This window comes from Paenibacillus residui, from assembly GCF_042677205.1.
Classification (GTDB): Bacteria; Bacillota; Bacilli; order Paenibacillales; family NBRC-103111; genus Paenibacillus_L; species Paenibacillus_L residui.
In genome coordinates this window covers 1-20195 of sequence record NZ_JBHTIU010000044.1, presented here as the reverse complement: position 1 = coordinate 20195, position 20195 = coordinate 1, and the positions used below count along the sequence as shown (strand labels likewise).

Here is a 20195-nt window from a genome sequence, read left to right as displayed (position 1 = left end):
GGTTCGGGGTGGAAGTGCAGCAATGCATGGAGCTGACGAATACTAATCGGTCGAGGGCTTAACCTAATAAATGCCCCACAAAGTGAAGATAAGGCTTCGAAGCAGAGTCCGAGTACTTTGCGGGGACCCCGATCATGGATGTGCAATGGATAAATCGCTGAATTCGCTACTAGTTTTCAGGGAATAACCCCTGAAGAGAATAACCGTTTGGTGACGATAGCGGAGGGGAACCACGCGTACCCATCCCGAACACGACCGTTAAGCCCTCCAGCGCCGATGGTACTTGGACCGAAGGGTCCTGGGAGAGTAGGACGTTGCCAAGCGGCTTTTTTTTGCCTGAATTTAACGTAATCTCTCCCGAAGGAGAGTATGCGGAATTTTTTATAAGAACCAAGCCTTGCGGGTATATTGCCGGCAGGGCTTTTTTTATTTTGTCTTGAACTCCGGTACGATGTCGATAAGGCACTTAATCAATGCACTTGTATGTCCAATGAAACAGCAAATCATATCAATCGATTGAAATCTGAAGTAAAGGACGAAGCACACAAGACAGCTTCGTCCTCTAAAGGATTTCCCGTATCAGGTTGAATAGAGCAATAATTCATCAGCGGTTATTTTAATCAGCCCGTGGGGGTGAACCTGCTTCAGTTGTTGCAGAATCCATAGTCTCGGGAGCAGAGTCCAAATATGTACAAACATAAATGTGGCAAATACCGGGACGGGAACCCAGATGTAGGCTGCTCCAATAATAGCGGCCCCAGTAAGCAACAGGTGCATGTGAATGGAGAGTAAGAAGCGATTACGGATATATCCTTCCGGCAGATATCCGTTCCAAGGCAGGTTCTTCGTCCATAACCAGGAAAAGTCCGCTGACCAGGGAGTAAATCGCTTGATCAGGCGGATAAGCACATAATACAAACCATGAACAGCCGGTAAAGCCAGCAGCAGCCCAAGAGCACCGCTGTAATGCCAAAGGAAACAGCCCGCCCCCCATAATAACAATATGGTTATATAGATTGAAGAGGGCAATTTTCCATACCCGCATTTTTTAAGCAAGGTATAATTATATATCGTAGCCTTTTCAGATAGTCCCCTGTTCATATTTGCCTCCGATTGTATGTATAGACCTATCATTAGTATATTGGAAGTACGCCTAAAGAAAAAGACTTGTTCGCATTAAAGCGTACAGACACCATCGGTCATCAGCTTACATAATATAAATAAAAGATAAAAATAGCGGCGGGGAGTTTAATAGTTTTCTATTTGGGAAATACTAATAGGAAATTCAAAAGCGGGGTGGGGAGGATGGAGGCAGCCAGACCGACTGAAGAAATAAGTCAGACTATATGCATCATATGCGGGCAGCAGAGAGAGGACGGCATTCACATTATTTCGCAATTTATATGTGCCGCTTGCGAAGAGGAGATAGTCCATACGGATGTGCAGGACGAAAAATATCCATTTTTTATTCATCAGCTCAGACAGATCTGGTACCCTAAGGATGCATAATTTTGGCTAACTGCAAAAAAAGCTTTATTAATAAAGCTTTTTTTCATATAGTAAGGGGAGAATAAGTGACTGGCTTATTCTCCTTTTTTCTTAAACATAGGAGGAAAGCCCTGGGCTTCTGGACTAAGGAACAAAGATCAAAGCCATATGGAGGATCATCAGGGTGATTCATGATAGATACATACGCGCTCCATTATATGAAACATTATTAGAATATCATTTTCAAAGACGTTCGAGCTTTCATGTTCCGGGACATAAGGGGGGTTCCGCCCTTTCTGCCAAGAACAAGGGCATGTTGGAACAGATTATGTCTATAGATTTTACGGAAATCACCGGATTGGATGATCTTCATCAGCCGGAAGGAGTCATCAAGGAGGCTCAAGAGCTTGCGGCAGATTGCTTTGGCGCGGACCGGACGTATTTTCTGGTAAATGGCAGCACGGCGGGGAATTTGGCCATGATTACGGCAGTCTGCGGCCGCGGGGATGTACTGATTGTGCAGCGGAATGTTCATAAGTCGGTTATCCATGGCTTGATGCTTGCGGGTGCCAGGGCGGTTTTTGTGACTCCGTGGTTGGATCCGGAAACCGGACTGGCCACGAGTGTCGGCAGCAAGGATCTGGCCGAGGCACTGGATCGGTATCCTCAGGCTAAGGGAGTTTTACTCACTAACCCTAATTATTACGGAATGGCAATAAACTTAAAGCCTATAGCTGATCTCGTTCATTCCCGGGGCATTCCGCTTCTTGTTGATGAAGCCCATGGGGCTCATTTTGGCTTTCATCCGGCATTTCCTGAATCGGCTTTGTCCGCAGGTGCGGATGTGGTCGTCCAATCGGCTCATAAAATGCTAACCGCTCTGACTATGGGTGCGATGCTGCATGTTCGTGGCAACTTAGTCGACGTTCATAAGATAGCCTCCAGGCTGTCCATGCTGCAGACCTCGAGTCCTTCTTATCCGATTATGGCGTCCCTGGATCTATGCCGGAGCATGCTTCAGCAAGAAGGCAGCCGGTTGTTTGAGCGCGGACTTGAGAGTGTCGGAACATTTCGTGATAAAGCGGCGTCATTGGATGCTTTTCAGGTGGTGAAGCTTGAGGGGAATGGGGCTTATGATGCCAGGGATCCGTTTAAAGTTATTTTAAGGGATCGAACGGGAACCTTGAACGGATTTGAGTTACAGCGAGAATTGGAGATTAGAGGCTGTATGATTGAAATGGCGGATCCCCGTCATGTGCTCTTGCTATTCAGCCTTGCTTCCAGCCTGGCGGACACGGAAAAATTACTATCCGCTTTAACGGATATTAACGACAAATTCGGGCTTCATGAGAAGGAAAAGCATGATGCTTTGACGAATAAGATTACAACCGCTTCAATGCCGCATGTATCTCTTCCTATTCCTTTCGACATCGATCCTTCCCGCCTTGATGATTGTGTACAGACGGTTCCCTTGGACAACTCAGTGGGGTATCGTTCGGCTGAGATGGTCATTCCGTATCCGCCAGGCATTCCTGTTCTGTATCCGGGTGAGCCTGTTACGAAGGAAGCGGCAGCTTACCTTGCTGTCCTGGCCAATACCGGGGCAAGGTTTCAGGGAACAATGGATCGCTCATTAGCTACGCTTCAGGTACTGAATCCTGATTAACCTCTGGGCGCGCGCCTGCATATGTTATTAAGAGCCCACTTTCAGGGGGAAGGCCATCGGTTTTTGAGTCTTGGAAGGTTTAGCAGGGAGATGCCGCCGAGTGAAGAGTTCCAATCCTAATATGTTCAAATGATGATAAATACATTCGCTTAAAAAACTGACGATACATCTAGGTATAGTCATTCTTCGGGAGGAATTTTGTGAAAGGAATTTTTGTCACCTTCGAGGGCCCGGACGGGTCAGGCAAGTCGACTCAGCTCCAATTGCTGGCTGATCGTTTAATTAAGCAAGGCTTGGATGTGCTGGTCACACGCGAGCCGGGCGGTACACCGATAAGCGATGAAATTCGCCGAATCTTGCTTTCTCCTGATCATCAAGAGATGGTTGATCAAACGGAAGTGCTCCTGTATGCAGCCTCACGGGCTCAGCATGTACATGAGAAAATCATCCCGGCCCTGGAACAAAACCGGATCGTATTGTGCGACCGGTATATTGATGCAAGTATTGCTTACCAGGCCTATGGGCTTGGTCTTGACTTACAGACTGTCCTGGCCGTAAGCCGTTTTGCCAGTGCGGGCCTGCAGCCTGCGAGAACCTACATGCTGGATGTTCCGGTAGAGATCAGCAGAAGGAGATTGCTGGAGAGAAGCCAAGCTTTCAATGGCGAAGGCTTGGACCGCATCGAACTTAAAGGCGATGATTACCATCAAAAGGTAAGAGAAGGCTTCCTGACCATCGCCGAACAGGAACGGCACCGGGTTCGCTTGATTCGGGCGGATCGGACGGTCCAGGAGATTGCGGACGAAATTGCAGAAGATTTTGAAAAGCTTGTACACCCCGACTCACAAGTTAGGGTATAATAATAGGGAGGGATATCTATGAAACTTGTTATTGCCGTTGTGCAGGACAAAGACAGCAACCGGCTGTCCAACGCGCTGGTCAAGGAAGGCTTCCGCGCAACCAAGTTGGCCAGTACGGGGGGATTCCTTAAAGCAGGCAACACCACTTTCATGATCGGTATTGAGGATGACCGAATCCCTGAAGTGATGCAAGTCATTAAAGCCAACTGTAAAGTCCGTGATCAACTGGTTACTCCCGTGTCTCCTATGGGAGGTTCGACGGATTCGTATATACCTTTTCCCGTTGAGGTACAAGTGGGCGGAGCCGCCGTCTTCGTCCTTCAAGTGGAACGGTTTGAACATTATTAAGCGGCGCCATTGTCCGCGATGAAGGCAGGTCTACAGGCATGAAGATAATACCGGGCTTGCGGCCCCTTGCCAAAGATATCAAGCCGCTGGACAATTCTTTAAACCAGCAGATTCAGCCGAAGCCTTTCTCAGAATTCATGCGGAGGCATGATCAGCAGGTAACCGCGGACGAATTGCAGCGAATTCTGGACCAAATTCATCTGCAGGGCGAACGTCTTGCGAAATCCTTGACACTAAGGGAGCTTCGGCAGTACAAACTGCTGGTCAAGAAGTTTCTGGAGGAGACTGCCCGGCGCGGAGTCCATCTTAAAGAGACGAAGGGCTGGGACCGCCGCGGGCGGGCCAAACGTTATAAATTGCTAGAGGAGATTGACGCCGTTCTCTTGTCCATGGCGGATGAGCTGCTGCAGCAGGAGAACGGTAAAATTGAGCTGTTGAGTAAAGTGGGAGAAATTCGCGGCATGCTTATCAATCTCCTCTATTGAAATGAGGGGGAGCTATGTCCTTTCAAGCGATAGCCGGACAGGCTCAAGCGAAGAGAATTCTGCAGAACGGTTTGCGGTCGGGACGGCTATCCCATGCTTATATATTCAGTGGCCCTTCAGGTTCGGGCCGCAGGGAGATGGCCAAGGAATTGGCCAAAGCGCTCTACTGCAGCGAATTAGTTGACGATAGCTGCGGCCATTGCCTAAACTGCCGTAAGGTAGATCATAACAACCATCCGGATGTGGTATGGATCGAGCCCGACGGCGCCTCGATTAAGATAGATCAAATTCGTGAGCTTCAGAAAGAGTTTGCCTATCGTGCCACCGCTTCCCAGACGAAAATTTATGTCCTGAATGAAGCGGACCGGATGACGGTTCAGGCTGCCAACAGCTTGCTGAAGTTTCTGGAGGAGCCCCTTACGGACATCATTGCAGTCCTGATAACGGAAAATGGACATGCCTTGCTGCCCACCATTCAATCCCGGGCGCAATGGATTTCTTTCGTTCCGGCGAGCCCGCTGGAGATGTCTTCTATTCTAATAGAAGAAGGACTCTCGCCGATACTGGTTTCGCCTGCGGTTCATCTGGCGGCCGGAGTGCATGCGGCGAGGGAGCTGGTATCTGCGGAATGGTTTGCGGAGGCGAGAAATACGGTTTTGCAGCTGGCCAAGGAATCATTGACGAAGCTTCCTCACGCGATGATTACTTTACAGCAGAAGGTGTTCAAGAGTAAGCTCAACGAGCATATAGACATATTAATGGATTTGTGGATGTTATGGCTCAAGGATATGGTGCGTTTGAGCAGCGGTCATAAGGAGAATATAGTTTATATAGATCAGGCTGACTGGATGTCCCCGTTAGCTTTCAGCCGGGAAGTCGGTTTTTGGATTACAGGAATGGAGCGGGCGGTTGATGTCCGGAAACGGATTAGGTTTAACGCCAATCCCCAGCTTACGCTCGAAAAATGGATGATTGACTTACAGGGGGGGTAGCTTTGTATTCAGTAGTCGGTGTTCGCTTCAAGAAAGCGGGCAAAATATTTTATTTCGATCCTATAGACTTGCCAGTGGATAAGGATGATCATGTGATAGTCGATACGGCAAGAGGATTGGAATATGGCAAAGTTGTCATCGGCAAACGGGAAGTGCCTGAAGATGATGTCGTGCTCCCGCTCAAGAAAGTAATTCGCATTGCGGATGATAACGATGCGAAATTAGTGGAAGGCAATAAATTGGCGGCCAAGGACGCTTTTGGCATCTGCCAGGAAAAGATAAAGGACCATCAACTGAAGATGAAGCTGGTTGATGTAGAATATACATTTGATCGCAATAAAATTATTTTTTACTTTACGGCCGAAGGTAGGGTGGATTTTCGAGAGTTGGTCAAGGATCTGGCCAGCATCTTCCGCACACGGATAGAGCTTAGGCAAATTGGAGTCCGGGACGAAGCGAAGCTGCTTGGAGGAATCGGGCCTTGCGGAAGAATATTATGCTGCTCCTCTTTCCTGGGGGATTTCGAGCCGGTATCCATCAAGATGGCCAAAGATCAGAATTTGTCATTAAATCCTACCAAGATTTCCGGACTATGCGGAAGATTGATGTGCTGCCTCAAGTATGAGCATGATAATTATGAAAGTGTGAAGGATGAGCTTCCCAAGATAGGCAAAATTGTAATGACCTCATATGGTACCGGCAAAGTATTAAGCATTAAGGCTAATGAAAAGATGATTAAAGTTCAATTGTTCGAACAGAACAGAATTCTGGATCTTCCTTCGGAAGATGTTGTCGAACAGGAATAGCGGATTTTAACGTCGGGGTGAAACCGTGGACAAAAAAGAACTATTTTTACAGATAGAACAAATGGAAGAACGGATGAGCGCAAATCTTGCCGACCTCAATTCCTTGAAACAACAGCTTGTCCTTGTCATGGAGGAAAATCACCGTTTGACGAACGAGAACCAACAGCTCAGGAAATTATTGAAGAAGGACACCTCTGGCGAAGTCAAACATCAAGAAGGGAAAGAAACGCCGGTCATAGGAGAAGGCTACGATAACCTGGCCAGACTATACTATGAAGGCTTTCATATATGTAATGTTTATTACGGGCATCTTCGTAATGAGGGAGATTGCTTGTTCTGCTTATCTTTTTTGAATAAATGATTCTACCGCAGAGATATAAGTCTCTGCGGTTTTTTACCACATCCGAAAGTTAAATTTACTAAATCATAAAGTAAAGATCTTTCGGATTGGCATGAAAAGCTACCACTAAAGAAGAATTTGACGACATCTCTGATTGGGCATCAATAGAAGCTTTTCTTACCACATCCGAAAGTTAAATTTACTAAATCATAAAGTAAAGATCTTTCGGATTGGCATGAAAAGTTACCATATTATTTTCAGATTAAAGTTGTGAGGGAAATATCATGGAATCGATTCCGGTAAAACTCCAGGAACACGAACGGGTTGATGATTTATTGACGAATGATTTGCACATCATTCAAAGTGGCGAGGTCTTCAGCTTTTCGATGGACGCTGTTTTGTTGTCTCGCTTTTGTACGGTACCGCCACGAGGCAAAATCATGGATTTATGCACAGGAAATGGAGTTATTCCACTGCTGCTGACAACCCGTACCAAGGCTAATATATGGGGGGTAGAAATTCAGGAGCGGCTTGCCGATATGGCGGACCGGAACGTGCGTCTTAATGGTCTGGAAGAACAGGTCCGCATCATGCAGGGCGATTTGAGGACCATTCATGAGACATTGGGCTATGGGAAGTTTGATTTGGTAACGGTCAATCCTCCTTATATGAAAGCCAGAACCGGGGATCAGAACCTAAACCCCCATGTTGCGGCGGCACGGCATGAAATCTTCTGCACTCTGGATGATGTAGCAGCCGCTTGCAGCAGACTGGTCCGAACAGGGGGCAAAGTAGCGATGGTTCACCGTCCCTCCCGACTGGTGGAGATTTTGCATGCGTTAAGTAAGTACAGGCTGGAAGCGAAGCGTATCCGTTTTGTTCATCCCCGGCAAGGGGAAGAAAGTAACATGGTGCTAATTGAAGCGATTCGCGACGGCAAGCCGGAAGTGAAGCTGCTTCCTCCGCTTATTGTCTATAAGAATAATCATGAATATTGCGAGGAGCTCATGGAAATCTATTATGGCAATAGGGATAGCCTGTCGTCCGAAGAAGGAAAGGAAGGAGGGGAAAGATGAACATTCAGCAAAGCTTTCGAAATGCGGGAAACACGGGAACGCTATATTTGGTGGCGACACCGATTGGAAACCTGGAGGATATCACCTACAGGGCGGTACGAGTATTGAAAGAAGCCGATTGGATCGCGGCCGAAGATACGAGGCAGACGCGCAAGCTGCTGTCCCATCTGGAAATCTCCAACCGTCTGGTCAGTTATCATGAACATAATAAAGAAGCGAGTGGAGCGGAGCTAATCCGCAGGATGGAGGCGGGGGAATCCGTGGCATTGGTCTCCGATGCGGGGCTGCCGGCCATTTCCGATCCCGGTTACGATCTGGTTCGTGCTGCTGTGGAGCATAGTATACCCGTAGTTCCAATTCCGGGTGCTAATGCCGCGTTGTCGGCCTTAATCATTTCCGGTCTGCCGACCGATAAATTCGTCTTCGTTGGATTCCTTCCAAGGGATAAGAAGGGGATGGCTAAAGAACTGAGTTTATGGAAAGACGTCCAGGCGACCGTCATCTTCTATGAATCCCCTCATCGGATTGTCAAAACCCTTAAAGAAATACGCGAGGCCTGGGGAAACCGGGAGGTCGCTTTGGTAAGGGAATTAACCAAGAAATATGAGGAAGTCGTTAGAGGGCGGTTGGATGATTGCCTGCAGCATCTCGATGAAGTGGAACCGTTGGGAGAATATTGTATCGTGGTCGGTGCGGGAGAAGCAGAGGCTGACGACCGAGAAGCCTGGTGGCAGGAGCTGACTCTGGAGGACCATGTGGAGTTCTATATTCGCCAAGGGGAAGATCGCAAGCAAGCGATCAAAAGAGCCGCGCAAGATCGGGGAGTGCCGAAGAGGGAAGTATACAATCAGTTATTATAATAGTAGAAACACAACTAAAAACTCTCCTTGAACAAAAAAAGATCCCTAAGTAGCAGGCGGAAAAATAATGCTTCCATACTTAGGGATTAGAGGAGATATGAAAAAGGTTAGAATTAACAAATTATCGATTATACCCATTATACACCATTATTATTATTTTGTCACAGGTGCGGGCATTTCCGTGACACAATTCTGACAAACTATTTTTCCTTTGAAGTAAGTCACGTCTTCTGCATTGCCGCAAAAGATGCAGGCAGGCTCATATTTCTTCAACATGATTCTTTCGCCATCTACATAGATTTCCAAGGCGTCTTTTTCCCCGATTCCTAGAGTACGGCGAAGTTCTATAGGAATAACAACGCGTCCCAATTCATCAACTTTCCTTACAATTCCGGTAGATTTCAACATAATGAAAACTTCACCTCTTCAATATATTAATCGTCATTATTCGACAATATTTTACTTTATTATAATACCAACTCTTCCCATAATAGTCAACACAAATCATTTCCCTTGCCTATCCATTTACAGGAAAAAGATAGATAGACAGTTGGTTTTTGTCTCTAACCCAGCGTTTACGCGATATTTTAAGGTGCAAACTGGATTTTTCAGTCATGAATCTTGTATATTTATACTATATTTTGGAATAGCAGGGAAGAGAAACTTTTCCTCTAAACCTTTTATATTGGGAAATCATCCATATATTTTTCGACAAATTCCTTCGATATTTTGTCGAATTAATGTCTAGAAAACTAATGAATTTAAGAGATTAAAAGGAGGAACTGACTTATGATGGAAGAGAAAGTGTTCAAAGATCCAGTCCACAAATATGTTTATGTTCAAGACGAGACTATCTGGCACTTAATCAACACAAAAGAGTTTCAAAGGCTGCGCCGCATCCGTCAATTAGGTACCTCCTATGTAACCTTTCATGGAGCGGAACACAGCCGGTTCTCCCATTCTCTTGGAGTCTACGAAATAACCCGCAAAATCATTTCCTTGTTCGAGCGAAACCATTATCCGGATTGGCCGCGGGAAGAGCGGTTGCTCTGTCTTTGTGCCGCCTTGCTTCATGATTTGGGACACGGGCCCTTCTCCCATTCCATCGAGAAAACATTCAAGACGAATCATGAGGATTGGACTTGTCGAATGATTTTAGGAGATACCGAGGTTAATGAAGTTTTGCGCCGGATCGATCCCAGTTTTCCCGAGCAGGTAGCTGCGGTGATTGCCAAATCTTATCCTAAGGAAATAGTCGTCAGCTTAGTATCCAGCCAATTGGATGCGGACCGGATGGACTATTTACTGAGAGATGCTTATTATACAGGTGTAAATTACGGCACTTTCGACATGGAACGCATTCTTAGAATGATGCGGCCCTATAAGGGGCATGTCGTTGTCAAAGACAGCGGCATGCATGCCGTAGAGGATTATTTAATGTCCAGATATCAGATGCACTGGCAGGTTTATTTCCATCCCGTAACCCGCAGCGCGGAAATTTTATTGGATAAAATCTTTATGCGTGCTAAAGCTTTATACGAAGATAGATACCCGTTTCGCTTTATGGTGAAACCGATACAGGCGCTTTTTGATCAAAAGTTATCAGTGAATGATTATTTTTATTTGGATGAAGCGCTGATGCAGACGGTGTTCATGTATTGGATGGAGGAAGAAGATGGGGTACTTGCCGACCTGTGCGCCCGATTTATTCACCGCAGGCTGTTTAAGCATGTTCCGATTGAGAAAGAGGACGAAGCGCTGGCTGAAGAGCTGAAGCTTTGGATGAACCGCCGGGGGTGGAAATCCGAATATTATGTCGAAATTGATTTTCCGCTCGATTTGCCTTATGATGTGTACCGACCCGGCGAATTGGATGAGAAGCTGCCTATTTTGTTATTGGATGAGCGCAAACAATTAAACGAAATATCGACCCGGTCTGAGATCGTTCGTTCCATCAGCGGCATCCGCCGGGGCCAGAATCAACTTTATTATCCGGCTGAAATTGTTGCGCTGGACGATATGCCCGAAACTCTGCGCAGGCTGCTGGATGCAGATCGGTAATGGTTTTGGAAAGGAGCAGAACATGCTGACAGATACTCATGCGCATCTGAATGATGAGAAATTTGACGAAGACCGCGAAGCCGTCATAGCCAGAGCGGTAGAGCAAGGAGTTACAAGAATAGTCAATGTGGGCTTTAATCGGGAAACGATCCCTACTTCCCTTAAGCTCGCGGAACAATATGATTTTATTTATTCCACTGTAGGCTGGCATCCCCAGGATGCCAAAGATATGCGGCCCGAGGATCTGGATTGGCTCGAATCGTTATGCAGTCATGAGAAAGTAGTCGCTATAGGGGAGATCGGACTTGATTATTATTGGGATACTTCTCCCAAGGATGTACAGGATCGCGTCTTCCGTGATCAGATCCGTTTGGCCCGCAAGCTGGGTCTGCCGATAGTGATTCATAACCGGGACGCTCATAGCGATATCGTTAAAATCCTGCGGGAGGAGAAAGCTTCGGAAGTAGGCGGCATCATGCACTGCTATTCGGGAAGCTGGGAGACTGCCAAGCTGTGCCTGGATATGAACTTCCATATTTCCTTCGGCGGGCCGATAACCTTCAAGAACGCCAAACAGCCGAAAGAGGTGCTGCAGAAGGTGCCCCTCGATCGGCTGCTGATTGAGACGGATTCGCCTTATCTTACTCCCCATCCCTACCGCGGCAAAAGAAACGAGTCCGCCTATGTCCGGCTTGTAGCCGAAGCGGCCGCCGAACTGACAGGGAAGACGCTGGAAGAAATTGCAGAAATAACGACAACGAATGCTATACGACTGCTAAAGCTGAAGTGAGGTCCGCTTCAGCTTTTTTCTCATGAAGATGAGGCAGTAAGCGCTGATCATCATCAAAGAAACAGCTACCGCGGCCAAGGAGAAGCCGGATCCCCGGGATTGCCAGACAAGCACCGCTCCTAGAAGGAACCATTGGCTGAGCAGGCTTACATAAACAATGCGGATAATCGCTGCTCTCTTGCTCATCGCATCAACAGGGTAGAGCTTAAGCCAGAACGTATAACGGTGATACTGATCCAGAGAAGACATCTGGACACAGGACATCCATATGAAGATGCCGAACACCGCGATTTTCCAGTTCGGATCGGGAACTAGAAGGAGAAGCAGAGCCCCGGCAACGGTTAATCTGACCGAAATGCTGGCCGTTTCCGAGCGAATATACGTCTTCGTAAACAAATATAAATAAGTGGACGCTTGGCGGAACGGGAATCGGCCTGTAATGGAAGCCAGCCAGCGCCGTGGTTTGACACGATTCGGCAGGTGATCCACTTCAATGAACCAGCTGAAGAACAGATAATGCTTGGAGAGGTGCTCCCGCTCCTTCCGAATCAGATATTCCCAAGGGATCGGATATTGATTCGTCTTCTTGTAGCTTGCCCAGAGGATGGTTATCCAAAGAAGGCCGATGATGCCTGCTATAGCGGGTCCATACTGGTATACGGTAAAAACGACACTGGTGGAGGCTGTCCATCTAATGAAGCGAAGCAGTCGTCGACTGCGCTCATGAACCTGCCGGGCCTCTTGCCAACTGCCGAGAACATTCCCCCATTTAACAATTAATAGAAATACGCTCAACAGAAGAAAGGAGGTCGAACCGTCTTTGGATACTTTATAAAGTGGCCATAAAATAATCGCCACGACGAGAACTGTGGCAGCCTGCCAAAGATAACTGTACCGTAATGCCCGGGATAAATAAGGCCCGATTCGGCTTTCCACCGGGAGCAAAAACACTCGATCCGCCGGCTGCAGGAATGTACGGATGGGACTGAAGGCTACCGCCCAGGTTATCAGAGGGACCGTGAACCAGTAATAAGGAAAGTTGTCCGGCAAAGTTTCCAGCCACTGAATATACATATACATTGCCGCTATAAAGGCAAAGAACAAGACCCCTTGGCTCATGCTTCTGCCGATGAACCGCCAGTAGTAGGCCGCCTCCTTCCAGAAGGATCGGCATCTTCTACCCCATAATTGAATGGGATCAAACATCTCCTTTTCCCCCGTTTTGAATCAGTTTATAGAAAATATCGTCGAGTGGCGCGCCTTCCATATTTGCCAACTGCCCCAATTCGACAAGCGTTCCCTCTCCAACAATGACCCCCTCGTTAAGTACAAGGAAACGGTCGCAGTATTTTTCCAGAGTGGATAGGATATGAGAGCTGATCAGGAAGCTCGCCCCCGCCTCCTTGAAGGTGACCATCAAATCCAGCAGAGAGCGAATACCTAGCGGATCCAATCCGAGGAACGGCTCGTCGATAATATATAGCGGCGGTTCGATCAGAAAGGCGTTCATGATCATTACCTTCTGGCGCATCCCCTTGGACAAATGTACCGGAAAATGCTTGACTTTATTCCTCATGTGAAACAAATCCAGAAGCTTGTCGGCCCGCGTGTTCAATTCCGTTTTGGAAAGTCCATAGGCAAGAGCGGTAAGCTCCAGATGCTCCCAAATCGTAAGCTCCTCATACAATTCAGGGCTTTCCGGAACATAGGCGAAGGCGGAGCGATAGATCTCCGGAGCCTCGGCCAAGGTCTGCCCTTTCACCCGGATATCGCCTTGCTGCGGTTGAAGCAAACCGAGAATGTGTTTGATTGTTGTGCTTTTGCCTGCTCCGTTTAAACCTATCAGGCCTATCATTTCCCCTTCATTGACAGAAAAGGAAATATTTTTTAGGACTGGCTTGTGGATAAAGTACCCTCCGAATACGTTTTCAAGGGTCAAAATCGGTGCCAAAAAACCTACCTCGCTTTCCCATATTATGGATATTTTTAACTTAATTTATGTCTGTCCATTATAAACCTAAGGCGCTTATTTTCCTAATGCAACACGAAAAACGGCGAAATAATCAGAAAACCTTTATTAATGGATAGAAATAGAACGGTTATGTTTTGTAATTTTCAGAATTTGCCGGAATAGGTTCGAAAATCGGGTTTTTATATAGGGCTCACCCTCTTTACAAGGTTGATCGATAGAGCTTATGATAACTTTCATGAAAGCTTAAAACCTATCGCCGAATTTCTAATCGCTAATAATTTTGGGATACATATCCGGACTTTCACATAGAGTTTTGTTTAAGGGGAGGTGGAGCTAGGTCAAGAGCGCCAAAAGTGTGATCTTGTCAATCAAGAAATTACGGTGATATTAATCTAAACCCAATTATCTTAGTCGCGTCAGATCTTAATCATGCGTAACAGTCGACGGCGGGGCTTTGAAGGAGGACCGAAGAAGTGGGCGCAATCCAGGTTGAGAACACCCATGTAAAACGATCATCCAGCATGTCCTTCGCATTGCGTTGGAAGCATGAAAACCTGCGTTTGGTAACAATAATTGCCTTGGCTTCATTCGCATTGACTTTCATGTTTTTCATGTTGTTGTACGGTACGGCAACCAAAAGCGTTTCTTTGGTGGTGGACGGAGAAGAAAAAACGATTCAAACGAAACAGTGGATCTTGAGTCGTCTGCTGGATGAACAAGGAATCTCGGTAGATGAGCATGACCGCATTTCGGCGGATCTCAACACCCAAATCGAGAACGGCGACCGATTTACGATCGATCATACATTGCCTGTTCTGGTAACTGCTGATGGGGAGACCAAGACATTGTACACAACTGGAAGAACGGTTGCCAGTGCGTTGGAAGATTTAAATATACATGTTGGGGAAGACGATAGAGTCGTTCCCGCCATAGAAGATCCCATTGTGTCGGACGCCTCTATTCAGGTGATCCGCGTTACGAAACAGATTGAAGAACAGACGGTGCCGCTTGCCTTTGAAACGATAACCCAAGATGATCATAACTTGCTCAAGGGAAAAGAGCAGGTAGTTCAGGAAGGGAAAGAAGGCAGCAAGCTGGTGCAGACCGAGAAGGTTTATGAAGACGGTCAGTTAATTGCGGAAAGCATCGTAGGAGAGACGATTGTCGAAGAGAGCGTGAATAAAGTTATTGCGGTAGGCGTTAAAAATCCGCAAGTCATGGCTTTGTCCGCAGAGTCAGGCGGCGAGTTCATTCCCGACAACGGAGTTCCGACGAAGTATAATAAAATTTTGAACAATGTTACGCTTACGGCATATACAGCCGGGGCTTCTTCAACGGGGAAAAATCCCGGAGATGAAGGATACGGAATTACCGCATCCGGAACGAAGGTAACGGAAGGGCGTACCATTGCTGTAGACAAGAGTGTCATCCCGATGGGATGGTGGGTTTATATCGATGGAATCGGCTATCGCCGGGCCGAGGATACAGGCAGCGCCATTAAAGGCAACAAGATTGATATTTACTTCGAGAGCGAGTCTTATGCCAATAAATTTGGCGTGAAACGGGGCTATACCGTATATGTTATCGGACCTAAGAAACCAACTGCTGATTAAGCTTGGCTTTTGGGCCAGTTAATGGTATAAATTAAAAGACAGTGAAGCATGACAAGAAGAGGGTAGCTCCTCTTCTTTTTGCTTGTTATAGGTGGTCCGGTTCAATCGTATGGCGGGAACGAACCGCTGATAGCATTATGTTAATCCGAGGATAACGGCGATTGGAAGTCCAAATTTGTCTAGGATAAAAATTTTACGGATAACTTGGAATTCCAACGGTCTCTAAATCACTTCATACCAAGTAGCGCAGCACAAATGGTTCATAATTTTTCGCTTGAGGTGAACCGAATGATCAAGGAATTAATTGTCGTTGAGGGGAAGGACGATACGGCTGCTATTCGTAGAGCCGTAGAGGCGGATACGATCGAAACCGGCGGATCGGCCATTAACGAAGACATCTACCGCCGGATTGAATTGGCGCAGGAACGGAGAGGCGTCATCATATTCACCGACCCCGATCATGCGGGGGAGAAACTGAGAAGACTGATTACTGCCAGAGTACCCGGCTGCAAGCACGCTTTCCTCCAGAAGGAGGACGCCTTATATAAGGATGATATAGGCGTCGAGAATGCCTCCCCAGAGGCAATTCGGACGGCTCTTGCGAATGTTAAGACAGATTTCAATCCGGCCGAATCGGAAATCTCCTGGCAGGATCTGATCGAAGCGGGCTTGATCGGTCATCCCCAAGCTTCCCAACGCCGTCTGGAGGCGGGCAAGCTGCTTGGAATTGGGTATGCTAACGGAAAACAGTTTCATAAGAGATGCCGCATGTTTAAAATTAGCCGGGCGGAATTCGAGCAGGCCATTAAGGAATTAGCCAAAAGAGGGTTGTAAATGGACAAACAACTAAAGGACTACGGAGATATTTCTGCACCGAATCGAACGAAAGAGATTGTGTCCCGACATGGATTTTCCTTTAAGAAAAGCTTGGGGCAAAACTTTCTGGTCGATCAAAATATATTGCGTAAAATCGTTGAAGCGGCTGAATTGGGCCCCGATGATGGAGCCTTGGAGATCGGACCCGGGATCGGATCTCTCACCGAACCGCTGGCCAGGGAGGCTAAGGCTGTGTTAGCTGTGGAGATTGACCAGCGGCTGATTCCCATACTTGACGAAACTCTGGCATCTTACTCTAATGTGCAGATCGTACACGGGGATGTGCTTAAACTGCCTTTGGGTGATTTGCTGCGCCAACATCTGGGGGAATGCGAACAGGTCAGCGTTGTGGCTAATTTGCCCTACTATGTAACGACCCCTATCGTGATGAAGCTGCTGGAAGAGAAGCTTCCGCTCCGTAACATCGTGGTTATGATTCAGAAGGAGGTTGCCGATCGTATGGCCTCGGGACCGGGGACCAAGGATTACGGAAGCCTGAGTATAGCGGTTAGCTATTACTGTGAGCCTCAATTGGTCACCATTGTTCCGCGCACGGTCTTCATTCCGCAGCCTAACGTGGACTCTGCGGTCATTAAGCTGAAGGTAAGAGATCGGCCTCCGGTACAGGTGGAAGACGAAGCCTTCTTCTTTGATGTTGTGCAGGCAGCCTTTGCCCAGAGACGGAAAACGGTTGCCAACAACTTGCTCGCCCGTTTCTTCGGTAAAGGGGAGAGATCGCGTTTGGAGACTATTCTGGCAGAGGCGGGTATAGATCCGGTACGGCGCGGAGAGACACTGTCCATTGACGAATATGCCCGATTAAGCAACATCATGCTGCGCTCCCTGTAAACTTCTTATACACCAAAAGCCCATCCCTGCCATAGGATAGTTCAAGGGGAGGGATTATGGCGATGAAGCAAGGGGATCTGGTAACGAGAAAATCCTACGGCGGAGATGTCATCTTCAGAATCGAAGCGATAAGTCGGTACAAATCCTGGTTGAGAGGGATCAATTACCGGCTTCTGGCCGATGCACCGCCGGCTGATTTGGAACCGGTCAGCTCCGCGAGGATTTACAAGGACGAGGAGGCGTTTCAAAGGAGTGCGGACGAATCCATACGGCGATTTGGCGAAACGCAGAAACAGACCCATAAGAAGGGAAACAGCCGCGTCAATCCGAATAAAGCGCGCCAAGCCCGCTCCTTCTTTGAGCTTCCGGGCAAAGTGCTCCATCTGGACGGAGACCCCCGCTACTTGAGAAAATGTATGGAGCTGTATAAGCAGCTAAGAGTACCCGCTGAAGGGGTACATGTCCATGAATCGGCAATGCCGTCTGTACTATATAAGCTGCTTCCGCAGTCCCAGCCCGATATCGTGGTCATTACGGGGCATGACGGGCTTGTCAAAGGTCAGGGGCAGCCGGATGTCATGAATCTTAGCAATTACAAAAATTCGCATAATTTCGTTCAGGCTGTGAAGATAGCCCGGCAGTACGACAGAAACCGGGACTCTCTCGTTATTATAGCAGGCGCCTGTCAGTCCCATTATGAAGCGTTGCTGCTCGCCGGGGCCAACTTTGCCAGCTCGCCTTCGCGGGTGTTGATCCATGCCCTGGATCCGCTGATTGTGGCATCGAGAGTATCCTTCACTTCCATTGATGATACGATCCAAATTTCCGACATTATCCATCAAACCCAGTCGGGGCTTGAAGGGCTGGGAGGCATACAGACCCGGGGAAGCTTCCGATTAGTTTTGCCGAAGCCGCAGACCCATATGGAGTCCTGATTCAAGCACCTTGCTTATAGGTGCTTTTTTTGTAGAATTATGGAGGTTTAACCGGATTCGGGAACCGTACCGGCAGGCCTCGTTGTTCAAAAAAATTCGGGACAAATTAACCGTTGACAACGCAATTATGATGCTGATATAATATTATCCTTAATTGACAAGCTGCCCATCTTGAGTTATAATGGACTAAGGAAAGAGGTGGTAGCTTACAATGGCTAAAAATGCGCTATTGGAGATCAGACGCAGTTTGGAGCCCCACGTTGGGCAGAAGATTGTGTTGCGTGCAAACGGTGGTCGCCGAAAGACCATTGAACGATCTGGAGTTTTGGAAGAGACCTACCCTTCTGTTTTTATCGTAAAGCTTGATCAAGAGCAGCATGCTTTTAAACGAGTGTCATACAGCTATGCGGATATACTGACGGAGTCCGTAGAAGTAACCGTCTGCCAAGATGAAGGACAAGTCCGCATCTCTTATATGCAAACTTAACTGAACGAATTTTGCAGCAAAGCCCTTTTGGGTTTTGCTGTTTTTTATTTGTAGGGGATATTCAAGGCTCGCCGCAAAGAGTGTAATTAGGGAAGAGCGACAGCGCTTAGAGGAAGTCTTGGCCGCTGACTCTGTTGGAACACGGATGGAATATGCTTCGAAGGCCGGACGTTACTCTGTGGGGTTATTTTATTGTCTGCCTTTACACATACTAACCCTGAGCGAAAGGAGGGATACTGATGAGCCGGAGAAGAAGAAGCGTCATGTCCGAACAGTTTAAATATGAGCTTGCCAAAGATTTAGGATTCTATAATACGGTCAAAGAAGAGGGCTGGGGCGGGATTCGGACCAAGGATGCCGGAAATATGGTTAAACGGGCGATCCAAATCGCCGAGCAGGCCACAAGCGGAAACCGTCCGAACCGTTAAATGCCGAGTTCGCCGGAAGTACATGCCGCAAGCTCTGAGCCGGCGAAACGGGTTGCCAGAAGCCGGAGGCCGGAGGGATAGCCGTTCCGGCTTTTTTTAGTATCATTAGCCGCAAAATGTTATCAAGCTGCTATCGAAAGAAAGTCAGGGAGTGCGACCGGGATTGGAGGACTCAAATGCGTGCCTCTCGCGGCACACGTTGCGGCGCTGCATGGCGGGTGACCAGGACGGAGTACGCTTCGAAGGCATGCGCCACTTTATGGGGTTATTTTGCTGACCAGCCATGTTATAATATGTTAAGCTGTTTAACGGTAAATGCGAAGAAGGTGACTGCATGAAAGTATTTGAAAAGGCTCCGGCTAAAATCAACCTTTCTTTGGATGTATTATACAAAAGGGAAGATGGGTATCATGAAGTGGAAATGGTCATGACGATGGTTGATTTGGCGGACAGGCTGGAAATGCAGGAGCTGTCTCGGGACACCATTATCATATCAAGTCAGGCGGGCTATATCCCGCTGGATGAGAAGAACCTTGCTTTCCAGGCGGCCAAGCTGATTAAGGAACGATATAACGTACATAAAGGGGTTTATATCCACCTGGACAAAAAAATTCCCGTTGCGGCCGGTCTGGCAGGGGGAAGCAGCGATGCCGCCGCCACTCTTCGCGGCTTGAACCGTCTGTGGAATCTGGGCATCCCCGCCCGGGAATTGATGGAGCTCGGAGCCGAGCTTGGTTCGGACGTGCCCTTCTGTGTGATGGGAGGTACTGCTTTGGCAAGTGGCAGGGGAGAGAAGCTCGAGCCCCTACCTTCACCTCCACAGTGCTGGGTTATCCTTGCTAAACCGCCCATTAATGTATCTACAGGGGAAGTTTACGGGAAGCTGAAGGCTTCCGAAATCGAACACCATCCTTCCATTCCGGATATGCTGCAATCCATCCGTTCGGGACGATTTGATTTATTGTGCCGCTCACTGGGTAATGTATTGGAAAATATAACCTTCGAATTATATCCGGAGGTAAGGCAACTGCGGGACAGCATGCAGCGGATGGGAGCCGACGGCGTATTGATGTCCGGAAGCGGTCCGACGGTGTTCGGCCTGGTCTCGAAGTTTTCCAAAGCGGCAAAGATATATAACGGCTTGAGAGGCTTTTGCAAAGAAGTGTACGCTGTACGGCTGCTGACCTGACACTCTTGCGATAGTGTAAAATCTCTGTGGGTGTAGGAATTGGAAAAAGCGGATATAGAAAAAGAGCTTCTCCC

At 47.7% G+C, this 20195-nt stretch carries 23 protein-coding genes and 1 rRNA gene; 20 read left to right on the top strand and 4 right to left on the bottom strand.

The annotated features are described in order from the left end of the window. Positions 1 to 206: 206 nt before the first annotated feature. A 5S ribosomal RNA gene (gene rrf, locus ACFQ03_RS14565) occupies positions 207 to 323 on the top strand. Positions 324 to 579: 256 nt separating this feature from the next. Here rrf and ACFQ03_RS14560 read toward each other — a convergent pair. Continuing rightward, a complete protein-coding gene (locus ACFQ03_RS14560; RefSeq protein WP_379288994.1) occupies positions 580 to 1101 on the bottom strand; it encodes a hypothetical protein in 522 nt (173 codons plus the stop codon). A 204-nt stretch (positions 1102 to 1305) separates the two neighbouring features. Between ACFQ03_RS14560 and ACFQ03_RS14555 the strand changes: the two genes are divergently transcribed. The 10 genes from ACFQ03_RS14555 (at position 1306) to rsmI (ending at position 8921) form a co-directional block, all read left to right on the top strand. Then, a complete protein-coding gene (locus ACFQ03_RS14555) occupies positions 1306 to 1509 on the top strand; it encodes a sigma factor G inhibitor Gin (RefSeq protein ID WP_144936659.1) in 204 nt (67 codons plus the stop codon). A 163-nt stretch (positions 1510 to 1672) separates the two neighbouring features. Next, entirely contained in the window at positions 1673 to 3154 is a 1482-nt protein-coding gene (locus ACFQ03_RS14550; protein ID WP_379288992.1) for an aminotransferase class I/II-fold pyridoxal phosphate-dependent enzyme, read from the top strand. 200 nt (positions 3155 to 3354) lie between these two features. Further along, positions 3355 to 4014, top strand: coding sequence for a dTMP kinase (gene tmk / locus ACFQ03_RS14545; RefSeq protein WP_150960568.1), 660 nt, complete (start codon positions 3355 to 3357; stop codon positions 4012 to 4014). Between the two features lie 18 nt (positions 4015 to 4032). Continuing rightward, on the top strand, positions 4033 to 4362 hold the full coding sequence (locus ACFQ03_RS14540; protein ID WP_144936665.1) for a cyclic-di-AMP receptor: 330 nt from the start codon (positions 4033 to 4035) through the stop codon (positions 4360 to 4362). A gap of 38 nt (positions 4363 to 4400) precedes the next feature. Next, on the top strand, positions 4401 to 4847 hold the full coding sequence (locus ACFQ03_RS14535; protein WP_144936668.1) for a YaaR family protein: 447 nt from the start codon (positions 4401 to 4403) through the stop codon (positions 4845 to 4847). 14 nt (positions 4848 to 4861) lie between these two features. Then, the gene (holB, locus tag ACFQ03_RS14530; protein ID WP_144936671.1) at positions 4862 to 5839 is read left to right on the top strand and encodes a DNA polymerase III subunit delta'; all 978 of its coding nucleotides are present in this window, start codon (positions 4862 to 4864) and stop codon (positions 5837 to 5839) included. A 2-nt stretch (positions 5840 to 5841) separates the two neighbouring features. Beyond that, on the top strand, positions 5842 to 6645 hold the full coding sequence (locus ACFQ03_RS14525) for a PSP1 domain-containing protein (RefSeq protein WP_144936674.1): 804 nt from the start codon (positions 5842 to 5844) through the stop codon (positions 6643 to 6645). Between the two features lie 25 nt (positions 6646 to 6670). Next, a complete protein-coding gene (gene yabA, locus ACFQ03_RS14520) occupies positions 6671 to 7006 on the top strand; it encodes a DNA replication initiation control protein YabA (RefSeq protein WP_144936677.1) in 336 nt (111 codons plus the stop codon). A 263-nt stretch (positions 7007 to 7269) separates the two neighbouring features. Then, complete coding sequence (locus tag ACFQ03_RS14515; RefSeq protein ID WP_144936682.1) at positions 7270 to 8061, top strand: tRNA1(Val) (adenine(37)-N6)-methyltransferase; 792 nt, start codon at positions 7270 to 7272, stop codon at positions 8059 to 8061. Further along, complete coding sequence (gene rsmI / locus ACFQ03_RS14510) at positions 8058 to 8921, top strand: 16S rRNA (cytidine(1402)-2'-O)-methyltransferase (RefSeq protein WP_150960566.1); 864 nt, start codon at positions 8058 to 8060, stop codon at positions 8919 to 8921. Before ACFQ03_RS14515 ends, rsmI begins: the two co-directional genes overlap by 4 nt. Positions 8922 to 9074: 153 nt before the next feature. On the opposite strand, the gene ACFQ03_RS14505 is transcribed toward rsmI, so the two are convergent. Next, positions 9075 to 9329, bottom strand: coding sequence for an AbrB/MazE/SpoVT family DNA-binding domain-containing protein (locus ACFQ03_RS14505; RefSeq protein ID WP_144936688.1), 255 nt, complete (start codon positions 9327 to 9329; stop codon positions 9075 to 9077). Positions 9330 to 9710: 381 nt separating this feature from the next. Between ACFQ03_RS14505 and ACFQ03_RS14500 the strand changes: the two genes are divergently transcribed. Beyond that, on the top strand, positions 9711 to 10982 hold the full coding sequence (locus tag ACFQ03_RS14500) for an HD domain-containing protein (RefSeq protein WP_150960565.1): 1272 nt from the start codon (positions 9711 to 9713) through the stop codon (positions 10980 to 10982). Between the two features lie 22 nt (positions 10983 to 11004). Continuing rightward, a complete protein-coding gene (locus tag ACFQ03_RS14495; protein ID WP_379288987.1) occupies positions 11005 to 11772 on the top strand; it encodes a TatD family hydrolase in 768 nt (255 codons plus the stop codon). Here ACFQ03_RS14495 and ACFQ03_RS14490 read toward each other — a convergent pair. Further along, on the bottom strand, positions 11758 to 12978 hold the full coding sequence (locus ACFQ03_RS14490; RefSeq protein WP_379288985.1) for an ABC transporter permease: 1221 nt from the start codon (positions 12976 to 12978) through the stop codon (positions 11758 to 11760). The genes ACFQ03_RS14495 and ACFQ03_RS14490 overlap by 15 nt on opposite strands. Continuing rightward, the gene (locus ACFQ03_RS14485) at positions 12971 to 13723 is read right to left on the bottom strand and encodes an ABC transporter ATP-binding protein (protein WP_379288983.1); all 753 of its coding nucleotides are present in this window, start codon (positions 13721 to 13723) and stop codon (positions 12971 to 12973) included. Before ACFQ03_RS14485 ends, ACFQ03_RS14490 begins: the two co-directional genes overlap by 8 nt. A gap of 494 nt (positions 13724 to 14217) precedes the next feature. Between ACFQ03_RS14485 and ACFQ03_RS14480 the strand changes: the two genes are divergently transcribed. The 7 genes from ACFQ03_RS14480 (at position 14218) to ispE (ending at position 20121) form a co-directional block, all read left to right on the top strand. Continuing rightward, positions 14218 to 15357, top strand: a complete 1140-nt coding sequence (locus ACFQ03_RS14480; RefSeq protein WP_144936701.1) for a 3D domain-containing protein — start codon at positions 14218 to 14220, stop codon at positions 15355 to 15357. A 288-nt stretch (positions 15358 to 15645) separates the two neighbouring features. Further along, the gene (gene rnmV, locus ACFQ03_RS14475; RefSeq protein WP_150960569.1) at positions 15646 to 16191 is read left to right on the top strand and encodes a ribonuclease M5; all 546 of its coding nucleotides are present in this window, start codon (positions 15646 to 15648) and stop codon (positions 16189 to 16191) included. Beyond that, positions 16192 to 17082 carry a 16S rRNA (adenine(1518)-N(6)/adenine(1519)-N(6))-dimethyltransferase RsmA gene (rsmA, locus tag ACFQ03_RS14470; RefSeq protein WP_379288980.1) on the top strand — a complete coding sequence of 297 codons (891 nt, stop codon included), beginning with the start codon at positions 16192 to 16194 and terminating at the stop codon, positions 17080 to 17082. Between the two features lie 62 nt (positions 17083 to 17144). Beyond that, positions 17145 to 18017: a sporulation peptidase YabG gene (gene yabG / locus ACFQ03_RS14465; protein ID WP_144936846.1), complete on the top strand. Its 873-nt coding sequence runs from the start codon at positions 17145 to 17147 to the stop codon at positions 18015 to 18017. Between the two features lie 211 nt (positions 18018 to 18228). Beyond that, the gene (gene veg, locus ACFQ03_RS14460; protein ID WP_144936710.1) at positions 18229 to 18504 is read left to right on the top strand and encodes a biofilm formation stimulator Veg; all 276 of its coding nucleotides are present in this window, start codon (positions 18229 to 18231) and stop codon (positions 18502 to 18504) included. A 239-nt stretch (positions 18505 to 18743) separates the two neighbouring features. Then, on the top strand, positions 18744 to 18932 hold the full coding sequence (locus ACFQ03_RS14455; RefSeq protein WP_144936712.1) for a small, acid-soluble spore protein, alpha/beta type: 189 nt from the start codon (positions 18744 to 18746) through the stop codon (positions 18930 to 18932). 334 nt (positions 18933 to 19266) lie between these two features. Continuing rightward, a complete protein-coding gene (gene ispE, locus ACFQ03_RS14450) occupies positions 19267 to 20121 on the top strand; it encodes a 4-(cytidine 5'-diphospho)-2-C-methyl-D-erythritol kinase (RefSeq protein WP_144936714.1) in 855 nt (284 codons plus the stop codon). Positions 20122 to 20195: the final 74 nt, after the last annotated feature.